Genomic DNA, 22,226 nt, shown 5'->3' with positions numbered 1-22,226 from the left:
GTAAAATTTTTTAAATACTTTTAGAACTTCGAACCTTTGATGCCTGCCTTACAAAATTGACCGTTTTCTCTTTTTAGGCTTTTTTTCTTCTTTTCTATTATTTCAAATGAACTTCTCGTTTCTTAATCCCTCGCTTCAATCTCTTAAAGCGGGTGCAAAGGTAAGTGTTATTTTTAACTCTGCAAGTTTTTTGATGAAAATTTTTAAATAATTTTTTATTCGCTGATTTTTCATCTTTTTCAATCACTCTAAACCGTCTGTTTAAAGTCCCTTCGTTGTTGTTTTAAAGGAGTGCAAAGATAGAAATGTTTTTCAATGTTACGCAAAGGTTAGGGAATATTTTTTCAATATTTTTTCAATATTTTTTGAAATAATTTTCAGCGAATTAATTTTCAAGCAATTAGAAATCGTGAAAAGTGATAAAGGTCCAATTAGAAACTTTAAGATTCTACTTTCTTACTATATAGTTGGCCGTTTATTAAGCTTTTGTTAAGCTCAACAAGTTGATTGAAAAACAAAAAAGATTAAATTGGTTTTTGTTTGCGCCAAGGATGTGCAGGGCGGCGACCGTAGGGAAGCCGGTCTCGGCTCTGCCGAGACGGAACCCCGGAGCAGCCCGCCCGGGCGCCCAAATTAATTTTATAATATAAAGGCTGTATCAATAAAATTCTCCCAAATCGATTTTGAGGGAGATGATGTTGGAATAAAGTGCGATGCTCTGGTCGCCGACGTCTGTGAGTGCGTAGTCGATGGAAATGCCTTTGTAACGGAATCCGACGCCGATGTTGGGCTGAAAGGTGAGTTCTTTTTCGCCTTCAAAGGTGGTTTCGAATTGGAAGTTGTTTACGCCGCCCCGCAGGAAAACCATATTGTCGTAGCCGACTTCAAATCCGGCTGATGGTGAAATACTGAGGGCTCCGGTGGAGATCAGGTCATTGGTTTGGGCAAACTGAAAGTTCAGATCGACTTCGCCCAGAATGTTGAACTTATCGTTGAGTTGGAAGTTCTTCCCTACTCCGAATTGGAGTTTGGGAAGTGTAAGCTCTATGGTTTCTTCGGGAAGTTCGTTTACGGTTTGCTGATTTCCGGTTCCGGGTTCGGTGACTGTAATCGTATTTAATTCTTCTTCGTTGATGCTCCAAGCGTTGAAAGTGGTCGTGATATCGCGTGCCATCAGACCAAAATAGAAGTCATCCTGAGTTTGGTATCGGAAGCCAAGGTCGATCCCAAAGCCGAAGGAACTGGCAAATTTCCCGATGTGCCGATAAACAATTTTGGCATTTGCTCCGACGGCGATGTCGGAATTTCCAAGGAAATATCCGGCGTAACTCAGGCTCAACGCATAATCTGCGGTGGAAAATTTACTGATTCGATCGTAGTCGATGTTTCCTTGTGAATCGATAAGTTGAGTGGTATTTAAGATATCATCGACACCAAAACGGTACAATGAAAGCGCTACGACTGCATTGTTGTCAAGCGGCATAGCGCCGGCGAGATAATCGTATTTGGCAATTCCCTGAAAATATTCGGCGTGCATGGCTGCGATTTGTGGTCCGTGGTACACTTCGGTAAGTCCGGCGGGATTCCAATAAGCCGAATTCACGTCGTTGGTGTGCGCCACTACAGAATTACCCATGGCAAATGCGCGGGCATCTACTCCGATGCTCAGGAATTCGTTGGAATATTTACGTGTTACCTGTGCAAAACTGAAGATGCCGGCGAGTATAAATAAGGATGTAATTTTTAATTTCAAAGTAAAATTCTGGTTTCAAGTTTCAGGTTTAAAGTTTCAGGTTTTCTTGTCGTTGTGAAAAATAACTTTGAATTTGAAACTTTGAACATTAAACTAGTTTAGCTTGGCAAAAATCGAATGTTTTCTTTAAAACACAAAATCTTGTTTTTTATTGCGCTATCTTCGTTTTTCGAAATTTGTTTTTCGAAATTCGCAGAATTAATTAAATTAAATGAAACTTTTTACAATACCGAATTTATTGACGTTGGGAAATCTGTTTTGCGGGTGTTTGGCTGTTATTAGTTTATTTACATTACCCAATCAATCCGTTTTCGGCTCAAACGATCCTTTAATTATTGTATCTATATTATTATCAATTTCTCTTTTATTCGATTTGTTGGACGGAATGGTGGCGCGGGCGATGAAAATCAATTCGGAAATTGGTGTTCAATTGGATTCATTGGCAGATATGGTAACCTTTGGTTTTGTTCCTGGACTTATGATGCTTATTTTATTGGGTGATTTTGAAATAAATCCATCAGAAAGTAGTTTTCTACCATTTATTGGTTTCCTTATCACACTTTTCTCCGCCCTTCGTTTGGCCAAGTTCAATGTCGATACCGAACAATCTACTTATTTTAAAGGTTTGGCAACTCCGGCCAATACGATTTTGATTTTTTCGCTGTTCTGGATCCAAAACCAGAATGGATTTATCCTTTCAAAGGAATATGATTTGTACTTCTTAATTGGAATTACCCTTCTTTCTTGTTATTTATTGATCGCCAATCTTCCTTTGTTTTCTTTCAAATTCAAAGGTTTTGCTTGGAAGGACAATGATTATAAATATCTATTTTTGATTATCAGTTTGATTCTTTTGGTGCTGTTTCAAATGAATTCGGTGCCGTTCATTATACTATTATATATTATTACGTCGATTTTATTTAAAAAGAAAATTATTCATGTCGCTTAATTTACACAAACCTCTTTGTTTTTTTGATTTGGAAACCACCGGAATTAATATCGGTAAGGATCGAATTGTTGAAATTTCCGTTTTAAAAATTTATCCGAACGGCAATAAAGATAGCAAAACGCTTCGGGTCAATCCCGGAATTCCCATTCCGGTCGAAGCCTCGTCCGTTCATGGAATTACTGATGAAGATGTGGCTAACGAACCTTCATTCAAGGAAATTGCGCCACAAATTTGGGAAATGATGAAGGATTCGGACATTGCGGGTTATAATTCCAATCGGTTTGATGTTCCGTTATTGGCAGAAGAATTTCTGAGAAATGGATTTGATTTCGATTTGGAGAAACATAGATTGGTAGATGTTCAGGTGATTTTTTTCAAAAAAGAACCAAGGGATTTGACAGCGGCTTATCAGTTTTATTGCGGTAAAACCATGGAAAATGCCCATTCGGCCGAAGCCGATGTGGAAGCAACTTATGAAATTTTCAAAGCCCAATTGAAAAGATATGATGATTTAGAAAATGACATCAAATTCCTGAGCGAATATACTTCTCAGCGAAAAACAGCCGATTTGGCGGGAATGATTGGGATTGATGAAAAAGGAAATGAAATCTTCAATTTCGGAAAATACAAAGGTCAAAGTGTAAAAGAGGTATTTGAGAAAGACATGGGGTATTATGGCTGGATTCAAAATGCGGATTTCCCACTTTATACGAAGAAAGTTTTGACGAAAATACGATTAAGCCCCTCCTAACCTCCCCAAAGGGGAGGGACTATTCACCGTGTAACTTTAAACTTTGAACCTTAAACATTAAACAAAAAACCATGACTTCAAAAATTATTTACAAAGGCGGACTGCGAACTGAAGCTGTTCATTTGCAATCCGGGACGCAGATCGAAACCGATGCACCGACGGACAACAACGGAAAAGGCGAACGCTTCTCTCCTACCGATTTGGTGGCAACTGCTTTGGGAAGTTGTATGCTGACGATTATGGGCATCGCCGGAAATACACATGGCTATAAAATTGCAGGTACCGAAGTTGAAATTACCAAAATCATGACTTCCAATCCACGGAGAATTGGTGAAATTGTAGTAAAAATGACCATCAAAGGTCAGGATACTTATTCGGACAAAGAAAAAGCCATTATTGAAAATACTGCAATGACCTGTCCGGTTTTTCTTAGTCTTCATGAAGATGTGAAGAAAACAGTGGAGTTTTTGTGGCCTAAAAATTAATTCTAATGAATCTTATGAAAAAAAATTTACTTTTACTCCTACTCTTTCCTGCTCTGGTATTCAGCCAAATTTCCGAAAACCCTAAAATCAATACTTTTATTGATTCACTCGGCAGCGGTACAAATTATTTCTTTGTAGAAGAAACCCGCCCCGGGACTATAAAGGTGATGAAAAAAGAAGATATGCAGTATGATTGTATTGAAACACCCTATTATTGGTCTACTGATTTATTTTGGGAAGACAAAAATAGAAATTACTGGAGAAAATCGTTCTTTTCCTGCTCAGAACATACAGCAGAAAAAGTCGATGCAACTTATTTAAATTTTGTAAAAAACAACTTCGAAACAATCAAAAATGAAGAAGTTTTGGTTTACAAAACAAAGAATGACAGTATTTCTGGAGACAGAACTTATACATTTTTCAAAACTTCCAATCATGAACCTATAAAAAACTACGTTTTCCGTATAGATTCAGAGAAGATTTCCAAACGACTGGAAACATTCCGACTTACTACTCAAGGTGATAATCTGAACTATGAACACAATCAGAATTTAAAAATAGCAGAACTGGACAGAATGATTGGTATCAATGAATAGAACGAAGGTAAATTTAAATGCTTCACTTATTGCTTAATCCTATTTACTCATTAAAACTTTAAATTCACAATCTGTTATATATAACTTAAAACTTCCGTAAATTTGCACCCGAAATGAAAACTGTAGTAGTAGGATTATCGGGAGGAGTGGATTCCAGCGTTGCGGCTTATCTGTTAAAAGAACAAGGATACAATGTCATCGGGCTTTTCATGCGCAACTGGAACGATGCTTCGGTAACTTTGGAAGACGAATGTCCATGGATTGAAGACAGCGCTGATGCGCTGATGGTGGCCGAAAAACTGGGAATTCCTTTTCAGGTAATTGATTTAAGTGAAATTTATAAAGAACGCATCGTGGATTATATGTTTGCCGAATATGAAAAAGGAAGAACGCCGAATCCCGATGTTTTGTGCAACCGTGAAATCAAATTTGATATATTTCTGAAAACTGCTTTGGACTTGGGTGCAGATTATGTCGCAACCGGCCATTATGCCCGTCGTGAAGAAATGGAAATCAATGGCGAAAAGGTATTTCGCTTGATTGCCGGAAAAGATAAAAACAAAGATCAATCCTATTTTTTGTGCCAATTGAGCCAAGAACAATTAGCCAAAGCATTGTTCCCAATTGGAGATTTGGAAAAATCGGAAGTTCGGAAAATCGCGAAAGAACAAGAATTGGTAACGGCAGAAAAGAAGGATTCGCAAGGACTTTGTTTCATAGGAAAAGTAAGTTTGCCCGATTTTCTACAGCAACAATTGAAACCTAAAACCGGTGAAATCATTGAAATTTCGACTGAAAACGAAATTTATTCTCAACCAAAACCTCAGTTTTTTACCAAATGGGAAGAACTGGCTTATGAGTCGGAAGGTGTTGCTTATGAAAAAAGCTTTGGGGCAGTAGTCGGAAAACATGACGGCGCCCATTATTTCACCAAAGGCCAACGAAAAGGTTTGGGTGTAGGTGGAAAAATAGAGCCACTATTTGTGCTGGATACCGATGTGAAAGAAAATATCATTTACACCGGACAAGGGAAAAATCATCCGGGATTGTATAAAAAGGCACTTTATATTTCGGAGGAAGAATTGCATTGGGTCAGAGAAGATTTGAAATTAAATACCGATGAAACGATGGAAGCGATGGTAAGAATTCGTTATCGTCAACCTTTACAAAAAGCGGTTTTACACAAAGCCGAATCCGGTTTATACATTGAATTCGAAAAACCACAGTCGGCCATTACGGAAGGACAGTTTGCCGCCTGGTATTTGGATGATGAATTGATTGGGTCGGGCGTGATTAATTGAAATTAAAAAATCCGGACACTTCACTTCGAGAATCTCAGTGATCAGTTCGGATTTTAATTTTTTATTAAGTTAATTTATTTCGCAGGTGGTGGGAATTTAGCTAAAATTTCTTCGATAGCTTTGGGAATATCATCACCTTTAGTGTTCAGATTGGAAACATCCAGACCGCTTCCTGCTCCCTGCCATACCAAAATATTTCTTGCATTGTCTACAATATCGATGATGATGGTTCCGGAAGTATATTGATAAACCCTGGAAGGTCCACCCCAATAGGGTCCCCAATATCCGCCGTAATATCCATTGTCAATGTTGATTTTTTCTTTTGAACTTGCCAAAACATTGATATACAGTTGAGGATTATCCGATTTTGTAAAGCCTTTCGCAGCCATCTGCACATCAATTGCAGCAAGAATTCTTCGTTTATCCAAATCGTTTAGTTCCAATTTATCAATTCCTTTCTGATGAAAATTATAGGTTTTATACGTATTAAAATCGGTCGCGCGGTCAAAATCATAGGTCACGCGAACAGTATTACAAGAAGTCAAAAAGACAGCCGCAATTAAAAAAGCAAATAAAGAATACCATTTCATTTCGTTCAATTTAAGTTTCTAATTTACCACAAAAATCGTTCCCAGTGAGAATTTGTTTGTTAAAAATTGGATTAATAAAAAAACCCGGCAGAACCGGGTTTAGTATAAATGTTTTTTTATTATTCATTTAGTTAAAAAAATAACTCACACCTAAATTCAGGACAGAAGTGTGATTATTGGATTGAGCCCAATCATTTTTAACTTGATCCACTAATCCATAAGAATAACGCAATGATGCTTCAAATTGGCGGTTAAGGCTGAATCCTACTCCTAAAGAAACACCAAAATCAAAGCCACTGTATTCATTATCTTCAGCCTCGTTAGGATAATCTAAAGCTTCCGTATTATCAGCCACCATAAACCCAAGATACGGACCTCCTAAAACAAAAAACTCACTGTCCGCATCGGTAAAATAAAGTTTCATATTCAAAGGAACATTGATATAACTTAAAAATATTTTTTGTCTTTCATATGATCCATCTGCCCTTCTTGGTTCATCAAATTCTCCCTGAGCTGAATAATTTATCTCAGGTTGGAAAAATAAAATATCGTTATTTGTAATAGGGATTAGCCCTAATGCACCTACTTGGAAACCACCTCTGGAACGAGAATTTCCGTGAACATCAGTAATGTTGGTCATGCTACCACTCACACGAGCTCCAAAACGAATCTGTGCCTGTCCTATTTCTGCAAAAACTAAACAGATTATCGCTGTAAATATTATTTTTTTCATTTTTTCTTGGTTGATTTTTTATCTTACAAATATAAACCTATAATTCAAAACGCAAAAAAGTCCGAAAAATTGATTCCGGACTTTTTTTTATTTCTTTATCAATAATTAACCTAAAACTTTTGCAACAGTTTCACCAATCTCAGCTGGAGAATCTACTACGTTGATTCCGCACTCTTTCATGATTTCCATTTTGGCTTGAGCTGTATCGTCTTTTCCTCCTACGATAGCTCCGGCATGTCCCATGGTTCTTCCTTTTGGTGCTGTTTGTCCGGCGATGAAACCTACAACCGGCTTTTTAGAGCCGCTTTCTTTGTACCATCTAGCAGCTTCTGCTTCCAATTGTCCACCGATCTCACCGATCATTACGACCGCTTCGGTATCCGGGTCGTTGATGAAAAGTTCCAATGCTTCTTTGGTGGTAGTTCCGATGATAGGGTCTCCTCCGATTCCGATTGCAGTTGAAATTCCGTATCCGGCTTTTACCACTTGGTCCGCTGCTTCATAAGTCAAAGTTCCGGACTTGGAAACAATTCCTACTTTTCCTTTTTTGAAAACAAATCCGGGCATGATTCCCACTTTTGCTTCGTCAGCCGTGATAACTCCCGGACAGTTAGGTCCGATTAGCGTTACATCACGATTGTCAATATACGCCTGAACTTTCACCATATCTGATACCGGAATTCCTTCGGTAATACAGATGATGACTTTAATTCCTGCATCGGCAGCCTCCATAATTGCATCTGCGGCAAATGCCGGCGGAACAAAAATAATACTTACATCAGCACCGGCTTTATTTACCGCGTCTTCTACTGTGTCAAAAACAGGCTTACCCAAATGTTCTGAACCACCTTTGCCCGGTGTTACGCCACCAACCACGTTGGTTCCGTATTCAATCATTTGTTCTGCATGGAAAGTTCCTTCCTTTCCGGTAAATCCCTGTACGATTATTTTTGAATCCTTGTTTACTAAAACTGCCATTACTTATATTTTTGGTAGCGCAAATGTATTGATTTTTCATACTTTTGGCAAATACTTTCACGTGATTAATATTACATAAGATTTTTTTCTCAATTATGAAGCATATACTTACCTATATTACACTATCTCTTTGTTCAATTGCCTTTTCTCAAATTACAGTTTTTAATTCTGAGTTAAATGACTCTATCAATTATTTTCTTTCCAATCAAGAGCAATCATTGGAAATTACGCAACCTATGTTCATTATCAAAGGAAAAGCTTATCAAAATGAAAAAGAAATCCCAGAGAAATTCAGACTATTTGAGAAAAAAGACATTCAAAACTTTACATTTTTGGGAGAAGAAATTGATGACTTAGAAAAACTTTGGGGACCCAATGCTAAAAACGGTGTTTTGATTTTTGGGCTAAATGAAAAAGCCACAACAAAACAGAAAGACATTAAGGATAGCAATATTATTTATATTTTCGATGGGAGCATAATACCACAAAAAGAAATCGAAAAATTAAATAAAGACTCGATCAAGTCAATCCAAGTTCTGAAAAACAATTTTTTATTATATGATGGACAATTTTATGACGGAATTATAATCATAACTCCTTTTATTTCCATTAAATAAATTATCTTTCCGACAAAGCATACAAAGCAAAACTCGCCAGCCAGTGTTCGCCTTCGTAACTTCCGTCGGTAATCGAAGGTAAAGAATAAGCCAGATGTTTGTCGCCTTCTTGTTTTAAATGCCCGTATTCGGTGGGAATTTCGTTTGCAAGCCGATAAAAAACCCAGGCACGTGCGAAATTCAGTCCGTCCAAATGAACCAAATGTCCATCTTCCCGATCCGAAACTTTACCTACGCTCATCGAAAAATTACGATTTTTTAACTCCGGCAAGAAATCACTGATCCAAAACTGAAATTCATCCCTTGGTAAAACCCTTTGCATTAAAGCGACTTCTTCCAAACAAGGCGAAAGGAAATCAAATCCATCAGGCTCCCAAGAAATAGGACATTTTTTATCTTTCAAATAAAGTTTTCGTGCGGTTTTCTCAATGACCGATTTCAATTCTTCATTTTTAGATGAAACAGCATAATCATAAGCAAAACTCATCCCGAATGCCGAATTGGTATGTGTTCCCACTCGTAAAGGATAATTCAGTTTGGGTAAAAACTCTTTGTATCTTTCGATAATCAAATCGCTCAAAGGCTGAAGATTTTCTGCCATTTCATTTCCTTCTTCCAAATCCCAGCTATCGAGTTCTTGTTGTAGTTTCAAAAGCCAACTCCAACCGTACATCCGTTCGTAGGAATATTCCTGTTCACGGTTGAAATAATCTAGTTCGCCCTGAATATTTTTTTTGGAAATATTTAGTTTCAATTGATCAATTATCGAATCTCTATGTTCCAATTCCGGAAAGTCTTTCAGTAATTTAACCAGCGACCAATGTCCGTGCACGGAAGAATGCCAGTCAAAACAACCAAAGAAAGCGGGATGTAATTCGCGCGGCGTTCCCAGATCTGCGGAATCATTGAGCACTTGGCCTGTTTTATTGGGATATTCGACCTGAATACATTTAAGTGGCAAAGTTGCAAGTCGATTGGCTTGAGTAGAATCCAAAGTCACTAGATCTTCCGGAACGACCGTTTTCACGGTTTTTTCAATTTTTCCGGGTTGTTCAACGGTTTGTGTTTTCTCGTCGCATGAAAGAATCATAAAAGGAATTACCAGAAAAATCAAAAATCTTTTGTTCATTGGGAAATATAATTTTTCCTAAAGATATAAAATCCTTGTCAAGATTCAGAATCTTGACAAGGCAAAAGCATTAATTTAATTCCAGCGCTTTTAATTCACCGTTGGAGGTAACGACATAATAATTTTTCTTCTCTTTTTCTTTTTTCACATAAGTTATTTTTAAGTTCATCAGAAACTGTAAACCTACTACCGGCGTAGAAGCATTTAATATTTTATCAAAGGAATTGGAGTCCAAACCATCAAAGTAAAAGGAATTGGATTTTCTTTCTTCTTTTCGAACAATTACTGAATTATTGTTGTAATAATTCGAATAAGAAACGGTTCCGGACTCGTAAGCCTGAAATTTTTTGTATTGATGTCCGGGTTGAACCGAAGAAAAATTAATGGAAATCATGGGCTCCATTTCCCAATCGGACTCGTTTAAGTTCAATAATTTCAATCTTTCTTTTTGTATTTTCATCGCTTCTTTCAACATTTCTTCATAAATCGCATTTTGATTTTCCACATAATATTCAACATTGATGATGTTGTGAATCTTTTCTTTGGAAGCTAATTCCAGAATTTTATCAAATAACTCCAAACGACTTAATTTAAAAATGATGTTCTTTTTGATTTCAAATCCCACATCCACTTGTTGGATGTCAATTCTTTCTCCTTCTGAATCCGAAACATAATCGTAAATCTTGGTTTGAGAAATAAAATCTACATAAACATCTGACTTTTTAATTCCAATTTTGGAAATTGATTTCATGAAATTTTCAATTCTCTGATTGATTTGGGTATTACAAGCTTCCACCGAAGTGTTTTCTTCATTTACGCCCAAAGTGACGACGTAAACATCTGCTTGGATATTATTTAAAATGTTCACTTCAAAACTCAAAGCATCTTTTGACATTTGGATTTTAGGCGAAATGGAATTGCTAATTGTTAAATTATGTAGATGAGAATTCGAAGAATTGTTTCCACCATACAATTGATTTCCTCCAATTTGTGCCATACAAATTGAAACCAGACCACTTAATAAAAATGATAATTTTGTTTTCATATTTTTAATTTTTCCGCAAGTTTAGGACTGAAGAGAAAGTGTATCACTGCAAAACAACTTTCCATTGACTGTAAACTTATTCCGTAGTTTTACAGTAGATTTACAGCAGTTAAAATTTCTTTTCGAATTAATTTTGAACCGGATAAATGAATGAACTCAAAGATTTTCAGGAACTGAAAAAGCGGATTTTGGTGACTTACCAAAGTTACTATCCGCAATTTCAGGGCGATTGGAAAAGTTTCAGTTCAAAAGATATTCGTCAGCTCATTGATTTAATCGAAACGGAACTCAAGGAAAGGGTCAGCGAAAAGTGGATTTACACACATCTGAAACCGGAAGCCAATGAAAAACTTCCCCGAAAAGATATGCTGGATATTTTTTCAAGGTTTTCTGGATTTGCCGATTGGGATGATTTTAGGTTTCAAAATCGATCGGATTCCGAAGAATTGCTCGCAAAGGATGGCAAGCTTCCCAAATCCAAACAAAGATTATTGGCTTTTGGATTGGTTTTATTTGCGGTTTTGGTAACGGTGGCTTATACTTTTTATAATAAATCAGAACCGAAAACCATTCAAATTAAAAATGAGTTTACAAAAGAACCGGTTCAAGCGGAAGAGCTTCAGGTTTTCAAGGTTTCAAAAGATGAGAAAATTCCGGTTGATTTGGGGAATTCAAGCTTTGAGGTAGATACAAATTCGGAAAAAATCATCATTGAAAGTCCTTATTTCGAAACGAAAGAAGTGGAAATTTCCAAAACGGATCAAGAGATTTTGATCAAGCCGGAAGATTATGCGATGGTTTTGAAGAATTTCATTCATTCGGATTTGAAGGATTGGGAAAACCGCAAGGAGAAACTCGAGAAGATTTTGTCGGAAGATTTGGAAGTCATCCTGATGCTGAAAGAAAATCTGGGTGCAGAATATTTGAACAAAGAGGAGTTTTCGGGAAAATTAATCGTTCCGACTTCTGAAACCAAGAAGATGAAAATCCTGAATCTGGAAACCAATGATAAGAAACAAATAAATTTCATCAGAATTCAAATCTTATGAAACTAAAAAAAATAAGCATAGCCTCTCTGTTTTTTCTTTCGGGAATTCTTTTGGGACAAGCCGTTCCTGAATCTCCGAAAGGAATCAAAGCCAATTTTTCCATGCGAAGTATAGAGGCTTATCAGGAGAATTCTCAAAATAAATTGGAGGAGTTTTATGAATACCTTTCGATTTATTCGTCCGAAACAAATGTGGAATTGAAAAAGCAAATCCGAGAGAATATCTTGGCGATGGCTGATGCCCAGATGCGATTCAGAGATTTTACAAAATCTACTCAACCCGAAATCGGTTTCATTGAATTCTTATCTAAAATTGAGAATAAATCGTATCGGTTTGAAATCAAATCAGGTCAAAATTCCAGAGAATTGGGACTTAATGAGTGGGTTAACTCTTATGTTTTGGTCGTTTCGAACCAACAAATTCGCACAGAATTCGAAGTAAATCAAATCATCCGTTTTGAACCCCTAGAGAAGAAGTTTGGCTCGAAATCCAAAACGGTTTGGGAAATTAATTTGGGAGATATTCAGAATTAAAAATCATTTTTTTTCAATTCCTTATTTATCATCCGGTAATTATAGTAAAATGCTATAAATAAAAAAATAGGGATCAACAAATACATGTATTCTTTTAAATCTGTGAATTCATTCGTTACCATATTTGCTCCATAAATAAATATTCCAATTGGTATTGATCCAATAATCCAATAAATGACTTTGGTTATTTTATCATGAAAATAAAAGTAAATTGTAGAAGAAACTAAAAATGGCACAGAAACAATAAGAAAAGTATATTGGATGTATTCTATTGTAGCAAATTCAATAATTTTATCAACAGTTAAGCTTTGAGTTTCAAAGAAGTCTATTAAAGTATGAACTCCTATTCTTAATAAACAAAATAAAATTGTAAAAATAATTGTACGATATAAGATTTTAACTATTGGCATCCTAAAATACTTAAAGGTTGATTATAAATTAATACATTGTTTACTTTTGTCCAATTTGGTCTCCATGTTACAGGAGTTTCTTTAATAACTGTATTAGAGTAAGTATTATTATCATCTTCCAAACAAGAAAATAGTAAGCTCGTTGCACAAAGCAACAGTAAGTAAATTGTCTTTCTCATGTTAAAGTTGTTTAAGGTTTTTAAAATTAAATAAAATGTTAATGAATTCCAAATATAGAAAATACAATATTAAAATATAGCATTTGTGCTATAATAATTTTGTCTTGCAATCTGCACTTTCGTTCTGTGAAAGAAACCAAGAATGAAGAATTCATCATTGCTTTTGGCAAAAATCTCAGAAAATTAAGAAAATCAAAAAATCTGAGCATGGAACAGCTCGCCCATTTGTGTAATATTGAATACTCACAGATAAGCAGAATAGAGCTTGGTCAGATAAACACCACACTCAATACAATAAAAATTCTGGCAGATGGTTTGGAAATTCAGCCTAAAGAACTGTTGAATTTTGAATCATAAAAAAGGGAACTCTTTTCAGAATTCCCTTTGGGTATGGTTTAGTTCACTTAGGTTCTCGAAGTGAACGATTTAATTAATATGGATATTCGTAAATTTTTGATTCGTGGAAGTAAGGATGTCCTTTTGCTTCCAAGTTCAATTTACTGATAGCGTTCATTACAAAGAACACAAACAATCCGGCTACGAAAAGTAATGCTCCGATTTCCAGGAACCCGAAATTATGGAATGCTCCAACTGAAGCCGGCATAATCTGGTTGTAGAAATCCCAGTAGTGACCAAGGATGATTACAAATCCCATTACAAAAACCAAAGTAACTCTTCTCTTGATACTTGAACTGATCATGATCAATAATACAGCTACGAAGTTTACCGCCAACATCCAGAAATATCCGTCGTATTGCGTAATTCTTTGTTGGAAATATTGAACTTCTTCAGGAATGTTGGCATACCACTGAAGCATGAACTGTGCAAACCACAAGTAAGTCCAAAGTAAGCTGAATCCAAACATATATTTGGCAAGGTCGTGCTGATGGTTATCGTTGAACAAAGGCAAAGATCCTTTTCTATTCAAGTAAATAGCGATGATTGCCATTGCTGAAACTGAAGCAACCAAATAACTCACCATTCCGTACCACATAAACAATGTCGAATACCAGTGTGGGTCAAGTGACATGATCCAGTCCCAAGCCAATCCGGCAGTGGTAAGTGAAAACACGATGATGAACAAAACTGATCTGGTATAAAGCTGACTGAATACTTTTCTGTCGCCAGTTTCATCCAATTTTTTAGTGGTTTTCTTAATCCAAACCATAAAGATAGTCCAAAGGGCAACGTATAAAACCGAACGGATTAACCATCCCGGAACGTTTAACCAAATTTTGGATTTGGTCGCGATAAATTTATCGTACGTATCACTGTTTACATCAATCAATGTAGGATCCATCCAGTGGTAAAGATGGTTTCCATGTAATGCTGCTGCAAAAACAATGATTAATATTATGATTCCTCCGACAGGAATAAAGGAAGCGATTCCTTCCATCACACGGGTTACTACCATTGACCAACCTGCATTGGCTACAAATTGAACCGATAAAAAGAACAAAGCTGCACCCGCCATACCAAAAGCAAGGAAAGCAGGAACCAGAACTGCAGCCCAAGGACGGTTTGCAACCTGGTGTTCATAAATTTTAAACTGAGCCTCATTCACAACTCCGTCTTTACCGTCTTTTGGATTCAGTTTTTGAAATTCGGCTGTTTGATATTCCCCATAAAAAAGCTGAGGATTTTCTTTGATTTTATCCGTAATAAAGTCAGGATTTGCCTGATCTTGAAAATTCAAAAATAAACCAATTGCATAAATCAAGATACCTACACCTATTAGTGCAAATGAGGTCATTTTCAATCTTGGAGAAAACGTATACTGCATGATATTTCTTTCCTTTATTGATTATTTGTATTATCCGTTGTCGTTTCCGCTTCATCTCCGGCAGTTGTGGTTGTCGGAGATCCAGCTGCAGCCGGCGCACCTGCTGCCTGCAAGCTTTTTGCTCTCAGGTTCATTACATATTCCGCAACTCTCCAGCGGTCAACCGGTGTAAGTTGTGGTGCATAAGGTCCCATCGCATTCTTCCCGTACATAATCACATGATAAACAGAACCTACAGAAAGTTCTCTTTCCCCATAAGTCGGAACTCCCGAATATGCTTTGGTTTGTACGATTGATCCTTGTCCGTCACCGGTGTCACCATGACAAACCGTACAGGTCTGACCATATAATTTCTCCCCTCTTTCCAAATCCTTTTTGCGATTGGCAGGATCCAATGGCGAGGTTGTGATTGCTTTAGATTTATTATAATCTTCCAAAGTATTTTTCAACTCCCAAGGTAAGATCATTTGTTCGTCTGTTCTTTCCACAGAACCCTGAGCGGGCCAAAGCGCCGTAATCTGACGACGGTCGTTGAACAAAGGAACGTTAGATTTTTCCCCGTTTCTTTCCGGCCAGTATTCAAAGTCCGCCTCTGAATAAGGGTCGTATGCTACCGGATAATACATATCGGGCATAAACACGATGCTTGGATTTCGTTTTTTCCCTGAGCAGGAACTCAACGAAAAAGCGACGCCAACTAATAATAAATATATGAATCCTCTTTTCATTTCTAAATCTTATTGAACCGGGCTTAAATCTCTTACAGTTACTTCTACAGCTCCGGTATTAATAAATGCTTCTTTCACTTTGTCCACATCACTTGACTCGATTTCCATCAGGAATTTGTCATCAGTCGTACGCGGATCCGGATTCTGAGCTTTAGCTCCCGGATATAATTTATTACGAACCAAAAAAGTCAATGACATAAGGTGAGCCGCACAGAAAACCGTCAACTCAAACATAATCGGAACGAAGGCAGGCATGTTTTCCAACCAAGTAAAAGATGGTTTACCTCCAATATCCTGCGGCCAGTCGTGGTTCATCATAAACCAAGTCATGGTCGTGGCAAGCGTGGTTCCGTACAATCCGTAAAAGAATGCGGCATCGGAAATACGGGTTTTTTTCAGTCCCAATACTTTGTCTAGTCCGTGCACCGGAAAGGGTGTATAAACTTCTTTGATTGCGATACCTTCCTTATTGAAAGTCTTAACGGCATTCAATAATTCGTCGTCGTCACCGTATAGGCCGTATATAGTTTTAGTGCTCATGTTGATGATCGTCTTCTGTATGATGTTTTTTATAACTTTCTCCTGATGATTTCAAAATCGTCTTTAATTCAGCTTGTGCAATAACCGGGAATGTACGTGCATACAAAAGGAATAACACAAAGAAGAATCCGTTTGTTCCGATGAAAATCCCCACGTCCACAAATGTTGGCATAAACATGGTCCATCCACCCGGTAAATAGTCACGTGATAAGTTCACCACAATAATATCGAATCGCTCAAACCACATCCCTGTATTTACTACAATTGAGATAATGAAAGTCCATACGAAATCTCTTCTGATTCTTCGAATCCATAATAGTGCAGGAATTAATACGTTACAAAAGATAAGCGCCCAGAATGCCCACCAATAAGGACCTACTGCTGCTCCCGGCGAGAAGTACATAAAGTCTTCATATCGGCTTCCTGAATACCATCCCACCCAGAATTCACTCGCATAAGCCACAGCTACCATACCACCTGTTACGATGATTACGATGTTCATTAATTCAATATGTTGACGAGTGATATACTCTTCAAGGTGCATAACTTTACGCATCACACTCAAAAGTGTCTGTACCATGGCAAATCCGGAGAAAATAGCCCCCGCAACGAAGTACGGCGGATAAACGGTGGAGTGCCATCCTTTGATTACCGAAGTAGCAAAGTCAAAGGATACAATGGTGTGAACCGAGAATACAAGTGGCGTACATAAACCTGCCAATACTAAAGACAGTTCCTCATGTCTTTGCCAGTGTTTGGCTTTTCCACCCCATCCCATACTAAGGATTCCGTATATTCTCTTTGAAAAAGGTTTTTTTGCACGGTCACGAATCATCGCAAAGTCAGGAATTAATCCCATGTACCAGAATACAACCGATACCGAGAAATAAGTTGAAATCGCAAATACGTCCCACAATAGCGGTGAGTTGAAGTTTACCCAAAAAGAACCGAAGTTATTCGGAACTGGGAAAACCCAATACCCAACCCATGGACGTCCCATGTGGATTACCGGGAACAATGCTGCCTGAACAACGGCAAAAATGGTCATCGCCTCAGCAGAACGGTTGATGGACATTCTCCATTTCTGACGGAAGAGTAACAATACCGCAGAAATCAAAGTTCCTGCGTGACCGATACCTACCCACCAAACGAAGTTGGTAATATCCCAGGCCCAACCGATGGTTCGGTTAAGACCCCAAACGCCAATCCCAGTACCAATGGTGTAGGCAATACATCCCAAACCATATAAAAAGGTTACCAATGCTATACTGAACGCCAGCCACCATAATTTACCCGATTTATTTTCAATCGGCCGGGCAATGTCCACCGTAATATCATGGTAGGTTTTATGTCCTATAATTAAAGGCTCTCTAACCGGTGATTCGTAATGTGACATATTTCTTTCTAACTTATTTCTTATTAAACTTAAGCCTTCTCTGTTCTGTTTTTAACTTTAACGTGATAGAATACGTTTGGTTTTGTACCCAATTCTTCGATCACACGGTAAACGCGGTTGTCTTCGCTCAATTGTTTTACCTCACTGTTATCGTCATTGACGTCACCAAATACCATTGCTCCAGTTGCACAAGCAGAAGCACATGCTACGGAATCTTTAAATTCTTCATCGGTAACTCTTCTTCCTTCTTTCTTGGCTTTCAAAATCGTCGCCTGTGTCTGTTGAATACAGAATGAGCATTTTTCCATTACCCCGCGTGTTCTTACGACTACATCAGGATTCAATACCATACGACCCAAATCGTCATTCATATTGAAATCGAATTTGTCGTTCAAGGCATAGTTAAACCAGTTGAAACGTCTTACTTTGTAAGGACAGTTGTTGGCGCAATAACGGGTTCCCACACAACGGTTGTAAGCCATCATATTCTGACCTTGTTTACCATGTGAAGTTGCCGCAACCGGACAAACCGTTTCACAAGGAGCGTGGTTACAATGCTGACACATCATCGGTTGGAAAATCACATCCGGATTTTCTGCACCCGGCTTGATCAACCTTTTGTACATCGCAGCTTCTGTTTTGTCTTCTCTTGCGTCTTCAGTCAATCCTTCCAACTGAACTTTCTGCGTTCGGGTGTTGTTGGTAGTATCGGAATAGTAACGGTCAATTCTCAACCAGTACATATCTCTCGACATACGCATTTCTGCTTTACCTACAACAGCTGTATTGTTTTCTGCCTGACAAGCGATGATACAAGCACCACATCCCGTACAGGCATTCAAGTCAACCGACAAATTAAAGTGAGGTCCAACCGAACGATCATGTACACGCCAGATGTCAACTTCTCCCACAGGCGAAGTTCCTCTCCAGGTTGGCATTACTGCCGGCTCGTTCCATTCCTCAACCGGTTTGTTTAAGAAGTCGGCCAAAGTTGCTTGTCTTGCGATTTCATATCGGCCCATCAGAGTATTCTGCATCTGCATACAAGCAAATTCATGTTTCTCGCCCTGCGCCGTTCTTTCGATTTTCACATTGGTAACGGCCATGCTCCCGTTTGCATAAATCGGATAAGCATTTACACCGACTTTGTTACAAACTTTTCCACCTTTGGTTCTTCCGTAACCAAGTGCCAGACCCACAGTACCGATGGCTTGTCCCGGTTGAATAAATACAGGAACTTTTTCAATGGTCTGTCCGTTGGCAGTGATATTTACATAATCTCCGTCATACTGCATACGTCCGTTTTTAACGTTTGCATTTTCAGAAGTTTTGATATCAAATTTATCCGCATCCATTGGGTTTAACGTAATATAGTTATCCCATGATGCACGTGTGATTGGGTCCGGTAATTCCTGAAGCCAAGGGTTATTGGCCTGTCCTCCGTCTCCGATTCCACAACTTGTATAAAGTTGAAGTTCCCATTCAGAAGCTTTGGCTGAAGCTAATTTATCTGCAGCCGCAGCAGCATTTCCTGAAGCAGTGATAGAAGCAGTTTCGGCAGATTCATTGTATCCATTGTACAATGCTTGATTGAAACTATATCCTAACTGAGGTAAAATGCTTGCTTCCCAATTTGCTTTTAAATATTTGTAAAATTCAGTTGCAGGTTGCTGATAAGATGGTTTTGGCATTACAAGTTCCACTTTATTCGGATCCTGATTTACCACCAGCGTATCGGCAGCAGCCGCATCAGTCGTTACGGTATCTTTCATCCAGGTCAATAATGAATCCTGGAATTGTCTTGTATCAAAAATTCTTTGAATCGTAGGTTGCTGGAGTGTATAAACACCCGTAATCGGATTGATGTCATTCCAGGCTTCCAAAATATGTGGAACCGGTGCAATCACATCCGCATAAAAAGCAGTTTCGTCCAGTTTTTCAGACATTGCTACTTTCAGACCGATTTTGGAAAAAGCTCCTGCAATTTCTTTTGATTTCGGATGGTTGTAAACCGGATTTGTTTGGAACATTAAAAGCGCTCCAACATTTCCCGCTTTTGCATCTGTTATGAACTGATCAAAAAGTTTATCGTTTGATTCTTTTAATAAAGTCACTTTGGTTTTGGAAACTGCTTCTGAATTAATCAGCTGATTAATTGCAAAACAAAGCGCATAAGCTTCCTTGTTTCCATCTGCAAGTACAACTGCCTTGCTACCTTTTGCTTTGATTTCACTTACGACAGAAGCTGCTACTTTGTCTGAAGTTGAACCGGTAAGCCCTTTGTAAACTTCAGCCAGCGTTCTCAGCACATCTGTCTGTTTCATTGGATGGCGCGTATCTGCATTGGCACCGGTCATAGACAAATTACTTTCCACCTGAATGTGACGAAGCATATTTTTGCCCGGTCTGCGAGCTTTTGCGTATCCGTGTTCCGCCGCTCCTCCGTTGTAATCACCAAGGAAATCTGCATTGAAAGAAACAACAAGTTCTGAATTTTCAAGGTTGTAGAACGGCAATACGCGCTGTCCGTAAATTTCTTCTGCCGCATCCAATGCCGGCGAATAATTTACAGCGTCATACACTACGTGTTCAACAGTCGGATATTTAGCTTTGAAATCTGCAATTAGCTTTTTGGTAGTCGGACTTGGCAAAGAAGAAGTCAAAATGACAACTTTTCTTCCGCCCACAGCTTGTAACTTTGCCAAAACCTCTTCGTCAAGATTTTTCCAGGATACCGGTTTGAAAGAGTTTCCACTCTTCATCAACGGACCTCGCACTTTGTCTGAATCGTACAGAGAAAGTACGGATGCCTGAACCCTTGCATTGGTTGTAGCAAAATATTTCGCTGATTTATTGGTTGTAATACGGATGGGACGACCTTCTCTGGTTTTCACCAAAACGTTGGCATAATCATATCCGTCAAAAATGGTGGACGCATACCAAGTCGGTACGCCCGGCGTAATTGAATCCGGTTTCACCACATAAGGAATTGATTTGATTACAGGCGCCTCACAAGCTGCGAGTGTCACAGCTGCTGTACTGAATCCCAATAATTTTAAAAAATCCCTTCGCGAAGTCTGCGTTCCTTCCATTGCCTCTTTGTTTCCAAGGAAATCTTCCACCGGAACCTCATCTGCAAATTCATTGGACGCTAATTGTTCAGTTAAATTTGGATTATTTAACTCTTCGACACTTCTCCAATATGTTTTCTTAGAAGCCATTTATACCTCTTAATTTATATTTTAATAATGACATTTTCCACACTCCAGACCACCGATCGCATCAACTGTAATCTTAGCCCCATCACCATACTCTTTCTTAAGTTTTTCGTGAAGTTCAGCGTAGTATTGACTGTTATATTCGTTTGACATATCAACTTCGGTGGTACGGTGACATTCGATACACCACCCCATCGTAAACTGATTGGCCATTTTCAATTCATCCATTTTTGTAACATCACCGTGACAAGCGAAACACACTTGACTGTTTCCCGGCAGGTTTAGTTCTTTTGCATTCGGAATCGTTCCGTCTGCAATTGCCTGAAGGATCGCTTTTTCTCCCGCCACTACGTGTTGCTGGTGGCTGAAGTACACAAAATCAGGCATATTGTGAATTCTCACCCATTCGATTGGTCTTTGTTCTCCTGTAAAAGAATTGGTTGCAGGATCCCAACCGATGGATTTATACATTTTCTGAATTTCTCCGGTGTAGAATTCTTTCACATCATCTGCACTTGCAAAGCGTCCGCTTTCCACTAGATGCTCTTCATAATAATCACCTTTGTATTCTTTAATTGTTTTGTGACAGTTCATACACAAGTTTGGAGAAGGAATCCCTGAAACTTTTCCGTATTTAGCACTTGAGTGACAATACTGACAGTCAATCCCCTGAACTCCTGCGTGAATCTGGTGAGAGAAATAGATTGGCTGTTCCGGCTCATATCCTTTATCTACCCCGATTCCCAGCATGAATTTCCACAAACCAAATAAGGTAAGGAACAACAAGGCAATAAGAGAAAGTTTAAATACTTTGTCATATTTATTGATGAATTCGGCAAAGCTGAATGCCACTTCTTCATCGTCTGGAGCAAGTTCTTCGGCTCGTGTAAGTTTTACCAATGCGTTCAATCTTATCAGAATCCAGATAAGAAGGACCGACAGAATAAAGAATCCCACGATTACAATACCACTGGAAGCTCCACCTCCACTTGACTTAGCTGCTTTAGCCGCTTCGGCTGCTGCTTTCGCATCAGCTTTTGCTTTTTCAAAAGCTTCCTGTCCCGCTTCCGGATTCATTGAAAACGTAAGGATATCATCTATATCCTGATCGCTCAAAGACGGGAAAGACAACATTTCCTGACGGTTGTATTGCTCGTACACCTTGTTGGCATACGCATCACCTGATTCGCGAAGTGCTTTGTTATCTTTGATCCAGGCATGCAGCCATTCTCTGCCCACACCGCCTTCTTCTTTCACTCTGTCGACTACGCCACGAATCTGCGGACCAATAAGTGTTCCGTCAATTTGGTGACAAGCAGTACAATTGGCTTGGAATAATTCATATCCTTTCGCGCCATCGCCCGTGATTTCATCCTGTGAATAAGAGAAAGTGAAAATGGCCAAGAATACAGCCAAATTCAAAAATTGCAATTTGTAAAATGGTCGTGCCTTCATTTACTAAA

Annotated in this window: 22 protein-coding genes; 9 read left to right on the top strand and 13 right to left on the bottom strand. The window is 38.4% G+C overall.

What is annotated here, in order from left to right:
• Positions 1-658: 658 nt before the first annotated feature.
• Positions 659-1,753, bottom strand: a complete 1,095-nt coding sequence (locus WBF63_RS06595) for a PorV/PorQ family protein (protein ID WP_424368919.1) — start codon at positions 1,751-1,753, stop codon at positions 659-661.
• A 211-nt stretch (positions 1,754-1,964) separates the two neighbouring features.
• On the opposite strand from WBF63_RS06595, the gene WBF63_RS06590 reads away from it, so the two are divergent.
• The 5 genes from WBF63_RS06590 (at position 1,965) to mnmA (ending at position 5,835) form a co-directional block, all read left to right on the top strand.
• Positions 1,965-2,702 (top strand): CDP-alcohol phosphatidyltransferase family protein, encoded by a 738-nt coding sequence (locus WBF63_RS06590; protein ID WP_424368918.1) that lies wholly within the window; start codon positions 1,965-1,967, stop codon positions 2,700-2,702.
• On the top strand, positions 2,692-3,453 hold the full coding sequence (locus WBF63_RS06585) for an exonuclease domain-containing protein (protein WP_424368917.1): 762 nt from the start codon (positions 2,692-2,694) through the stop codon (positions 3,451-3,453). Before WBF63_RS06590 ends, WBF63_RS06585 begins: the two co-directional genes overlap by 11 nt.
• Positions 3,454-3,524: 71 nt before the next feature.
• Positions 3,525-3,938: an OsmC family protein gene (locus WBF63_RS06580; protein ID WP_424368916.1), complete on the top strand. Its 414-nt coding sequence runs from the start codon at positions 3,525-3,527 to the stop codon at positions 3,936-3,938.
• Positions 3,939-3,952: 14 nt separating this feature from the next.
• On the top strand, positions 3,953-4,534 hold the full coding sequence (locus WBF63_RS06575) for a hypothetical protein (RefSeq protein ID WP_424368915.1): 582 nt from the start codon (positions 3,953-3,955) through the stop codon (positions 4,532-4,534).
• A gap of 113 nt (positions 4,535-4,647) precedes the next feature.
• Positions 4,648-5,835 carry a tRNA 2-thiouridine(34) synthase MnmA gene (gene mnmA, locus WBF63_RS06570; protein WP_424368914.1) on the top strand — a complete coding sequence of 396 codons (1,188 nt, stop codon included), beginning with the start codon at positions 4,648-4,650 and terminating at the stop codon, positions 5,833-5,835.
• Between the two features lie 74 nt (positions 5,836-5,909).
• On the opposite strand, the gene WBF63_RS06565 is transcribed toward mnmA, so the two are convergent.
• The 3 genes from WBF63_RS06565 to sucD all read right to left on the bottom strand — a co-directional run bounded on the left by WBF63_RS06565 (position 5,910) and on the right by sucD (position 8,136).
• Positions 5,910-6,425 (bottom strand): DUF4136 domain-containing protein, encoded by a 516-nt coding sequence (locus tag WBF63_RS06565; RefSeq protein ID WP_424368913.1) that lies wholly within the window; start codon positions 6,423-6,425, stop codon positions 5,910-5,912.
• Positions 6,426-6,552: 127 nt separating this feature from the next.
• Positions 6,553-7,158, bottom strand: coding sequence for a porin family protein (locus WBF63_RS06560; protein WP_424368912.1), 606 nt, complete (start codon positions 7,156-7,158; stop codon positions 6,553-6,555).
• A 105-nt stretch (positions 7,159-7,263) separates the two neighbouring features.
• Positions 7,264-8,136 (bottom strand): succinate--CoA ligase subunit alpha, encoded by an 873-nt coding sequence (gene sucD, locus WBF63_RS06555; protein WP_424368911.1) that lies wholly within the window; start codon positions 8,134-8,136, stop codon positions 7,264-7,266.
• Between the two features lie 95 nt (positions 8,137-8,231).
• Between sucD and WBF63_RS06550 the strand changes: the two genes are divergently transcribed.
• A complete protein-coding gene (locus WBF63_RS06550) occupies positions 8,232-8,753 on the top strand; it encodes a hypothetical protein (RefSeq protein WP_424368910.1) in 522 nt (173 codons plus the stop codon).
• 1 nt (position 8,754) lies between these two features.
• Here WBF63_RS06550 and WBF63_RS06545 read toward each other — a convergent pair whose 3' ends face one another.
• Positions 8,755-9,882 (bottom strand): DUF2891 domain-containing protein, encoded by a 1,128-nt coding sequence (locus WBF63_RS06545; RefSeq protein ID WP_424368909.1) that lies wholly within the window; start codon positions 9,880-9,882, stop codon positions 8,755-8,757.
• Between the two features lie 70 nt (positions 9,883-9,952).
• The gene (locus tag WBF63_RS06540; RefSeq protein ID WP_424368908.1) at positions 9,953-10,927 is read right to left on the bottom strand and encodes an SIMPL domain-containing protein; all 975 of its coding nucleotides are present in this window, start codon (positions 10,925-10,927) and stop codon (positions 9,953-9,955) included.
• 146 nt (positions 10,928-11,073) lie between these two features.
• On the opposite strand from WBF63_RS06540, the gene WBF63_RS06535 reads away from it, so the two are divergent.
• Positions 11,074-11,976, top strand: coding sequence for a hypothetical protein (locus tag WBF63_RS06535; protein ID WP_424368907.1), 903 nt, complete (start codon positions 11,074-11,076; stop codon positions 11,974-11,976).
• Complete coding sequence (locus WBF63_RS06530; protein WP_424368906.1) at positions 11,973-12,509, top strand: hypothetical protein; 537 nt, start codon at positions 11,973-11,975, stop codon at positions 12,507-12,509. Before WBF63_RS06535 ends, WBF63_RS06530 begins: the two co-directional genes overlap by 4 nt.
• On the opposite strand, the gene WBF63_RS06525 is transcribed toward WBF63_RS06530, so the two are convergent.
• On the bottom strand, positions 12,506-12,919 hold the full coding sequence (locus tag WBF63_RS06525; protein ID WP_424368905.1) for a hypothetical protein: 414 nt from the start codon (positions 12,917-12,919) through the stop codon (positions 12,506-12,508). The genes WBF63_RS06530 and WBF63_RS06525 overlap by 4 nt on opposite strands.
• Before the next feature lie 305 nt (positions 12,920-13,224).
• Here WBF63_RS06525 and WBF63_RS06520 point away from each other — a divergent pair, with 305 nt between their 5' ends.
• The gene (locus WBF63_RS06520) at positions 13,225-13,455 is read left to right on the top strand and encodes a helix-turn-helix domain-containing protein (RefSeq protein WP_424368904.1); all 231 of its coding nucleotides are present in this window, start codon (positions 13,225-13,227) and stop codon (positions 13,453-13,455) included.
• 73 nt (positions 13,456-13,528) lie between these two features.
• Here WBF63_RS06520 and WBF63_RS06515 read toward each other — a convergent pair whose 3' ends face one another.
• Genes WBF63_RS06515 through WBF63_RS06490 form a run of 6 tightly spaced genes read right to left on the bottom strand, consistent with a single transcriptional unit; the run spans position 13,529 to position 22,218 of the window.
• A complete protein-coding gene (locus tag WBF63_RS06515; RefSeq protein WP_424368903.1) occupies positions 13,529-14,881 on the bottom strand; it encodes a hypothetical protein in 1,353 nt (450 codons plus the stop codon).
• Between the two features lie 14 nt (positions 14,882-14,895).
• Entirely contained in the window at positions 14,896-15,609 is a 714-nt protein-coding gene (locus tag WBF63_RS06510) for a c-type cytochrome (protein WP_424368902.1), read from the bottom strand.
• 9 nt (positions 15,610-15,618) lie between these two features.
• Entirely contained in the window at positions 15,619-16,149 is a 531-nt protein-coding gene (locus WBF63_RS06505; RefSeq protein WP_424368901.1) for a DUF3341 domain-containing protein, read from the bottom strand.
• Positions 16,139-17,545: an NrfD/PsrC family molybdoenzyme membrane anchor subunit gene (nrfD, locus tag WBF63_RS06500; protein WP_424368900.1), complete on the bottom strand. Its 1,407-nt coding sequence runs from the start codon at positions 17,543-17,545 to the stop codon at positions 16,139-16,141. Before nrfD ends, WBF63_RS06505 begins: the two co-directional genes overlap by 11 nt.
• Before the next feature lie 29 nt (positions 17,546-17,574).
• A complete protein-coding gene (locus WBF63_RS06495) occupies positions 17,575-20,766 on the bottom strand; it encodes a TAT-variant-translocated molybdopterin oxidoreductase (RefSeq protein ID WP_424368899.1) in 3,192 nt (1,063 codons plus the stop codon).
• 21 nt (positions 20,767-20,787) lie between these two features.
• Positions 20,788-22,218, bottom strand: coding sequence for a c-type cytochrome (locus tag WBF63_RS06490; RefSeq protein ID WP_424368898.1), 1,431 nt, complete (start codon positions 22,216-22,218; stop codon positions 20,788-20,790).
• Between the last annotated feature and the right edge of the window lie 8 nt (positions 22,219-22,226).

Origin of the sequence: Moheibacter sp. (assembly GCF_049672845.1) — a bacterium.
GTDB lineage: Bacteria > Bacteroidota > Bacteroidia > Flavobacteriales > Weeksellaceae > Moheibacter.
This window is presented reverse-complemented; position numbering and strand designations above follow the sequence as displayed.

What these genes read in the sequence shown, in the direction of transcription:
- WBF63_RS06590 (WP_424368918.1), top strand. Translation starts at nt 1,965, where the DNA reads ATGAAACTTTTTACAATACCGAATTTATTGACGTTGGGAAATCTGTTT.
- WBF63_RS06585 (WP_424368917.1), top strand. Translation starts at nt 2,692, where the DNA reads ATGTCGCTTAATTTACACAAACCTCTTTGTTTTTTTGATTTGGAAACC.
- WBF63_RS06580 (WP_424368916.1), top strand. Translation starts at nt 3,525, where the DNA reads ATGACTTCAAAAATTATTTACAAAGGCGGACTGCGAACTGAAGCTGTT.
- WBF63_RS06575 (WP_424368915.1), top strand. Translation starts at nt 3,953, where the DNA reads ATGAAAAAAAATTTACTTTTACTCCTACTCTTTCCTGCTCTGGTATTC.
- mnmA (WP_424368914.1), top strand. Translation starts at nt 4,648, where the DNA reads ATGAAAACTGTAGTAGTAGGATTATCGGGAGGAGTGGATTCCAGCGTT.
- WBF63_RS06565 (WP_424368913.1), bottom strand. Translation starts at nt 6,425, where the DNA reads ATGAAATGGTATTCTTTATTTGCTTTTTTAATTGCGGCTGTCTTTTTG.
- WBF63_RS06560 (WP_424368912.1), bottom strand. Translation starts at nt 7,158, where the DNA reads ATGAAAAAAATAATATTTACAGCGATAATCTGTTTAGTTTTTGCAGAA.
- sucD (WP_424368911.1), bottom strand. Translation starts at nt 8,136, where the DNA reads ATGGCAGTTTTAGTAAACAAGGATTCAAAAATAATCGTACAGGGATTT.
- WBF63_RS06550 (WP_424368910.1), top strand. Translation starts at nt 8,232, where the DNA reads ATGAAGCATATACTTACCTATATTACACTATCTCTTTGTTCAATTGCC.
- WBF63_RS06545 (WP_424368909.1), bottom strand. Translation starts at nt 9,882, where the DNA reads ATGAACAAAAGATTTTTGATTTTTCTGGTAATTCCTTTTATGATTCTT.
- WBF63_RS06540 (WP_424368908.1), bottom strand. Translation starts at nt 10,927, where the DNA reads ATGAAAACAAAATTATCATTTTTATTAAGTGGTCTGGTTTCAATTTGT.
- WBF63_RS06535 (WP_424368907.1), top strand. Translation starts at nt 11,074, where the DNA reads ATGAATGAACTCAAAGATTTTCAGGAACTGAAAAAGCGGATTTTGGTG.
- WBF63_RS06530 (WP_424368906.1), top strand. Translation starts at nt 11,973, where the DNA reads ATGAAACTAAAAAAAATAAGCATAGCCTCTCTGTTTTTTCTTTCGGGA.
- WBF63_RS06525 (WP_424368905.1), bottom strand. Translation starts at nt 12,919, where the DNA reads ATGCCAATAGTTAAAATCTTATATCGTACAATTATTTTTACAATTTTA.
- WBF63_RS06515 (WP_424368903.1), bottom strand. Translation starts at nt 14,881, where the DNA reads ATGCAGTATACGTTTTCTCCAAGATTGAAAATGACCTCATTTGCACTA.
- WBF63_RS06510 (WP_424368902.1), bottom strand. Translation starts at nt 15,609, where the DNA reads ATGAAAAGAGGATTCATATATTTATTATTAGTTGGCGTCGCTTTTTCG.
- WBF63_RS06505 (WP_424368901.1), bottom strand. Translation starts at nt 16,149, where the DNA reads ATGAGCACTAAAACTATATACGGCCTATACGGTGACGACGACGAATTA.
- nrfD (WP_424368900.1), bottom strand. Translation starts at nt 17,545, where the DNA reads ATGTCACATTACGAATCACCGGTTAGAGAGCCTTTAATTATAGGACAT.
- WBF63_RS06495 (WP_424368899.1), bottom strand. Translation starts at nt 20,766, where the DNA reads ATGGCTTCTAAGAAAACATATTGGAGAAGTGTCGAAGAGTTAAATAAT.
- WBF63_RS06490 (WP_424368898.1), bottom strand. Translation starts at nt 22,218, where the DNA reads ATGAAGGCACGACCATTTTACAAATTGCAATTTTTGAATTTGGCTGTA.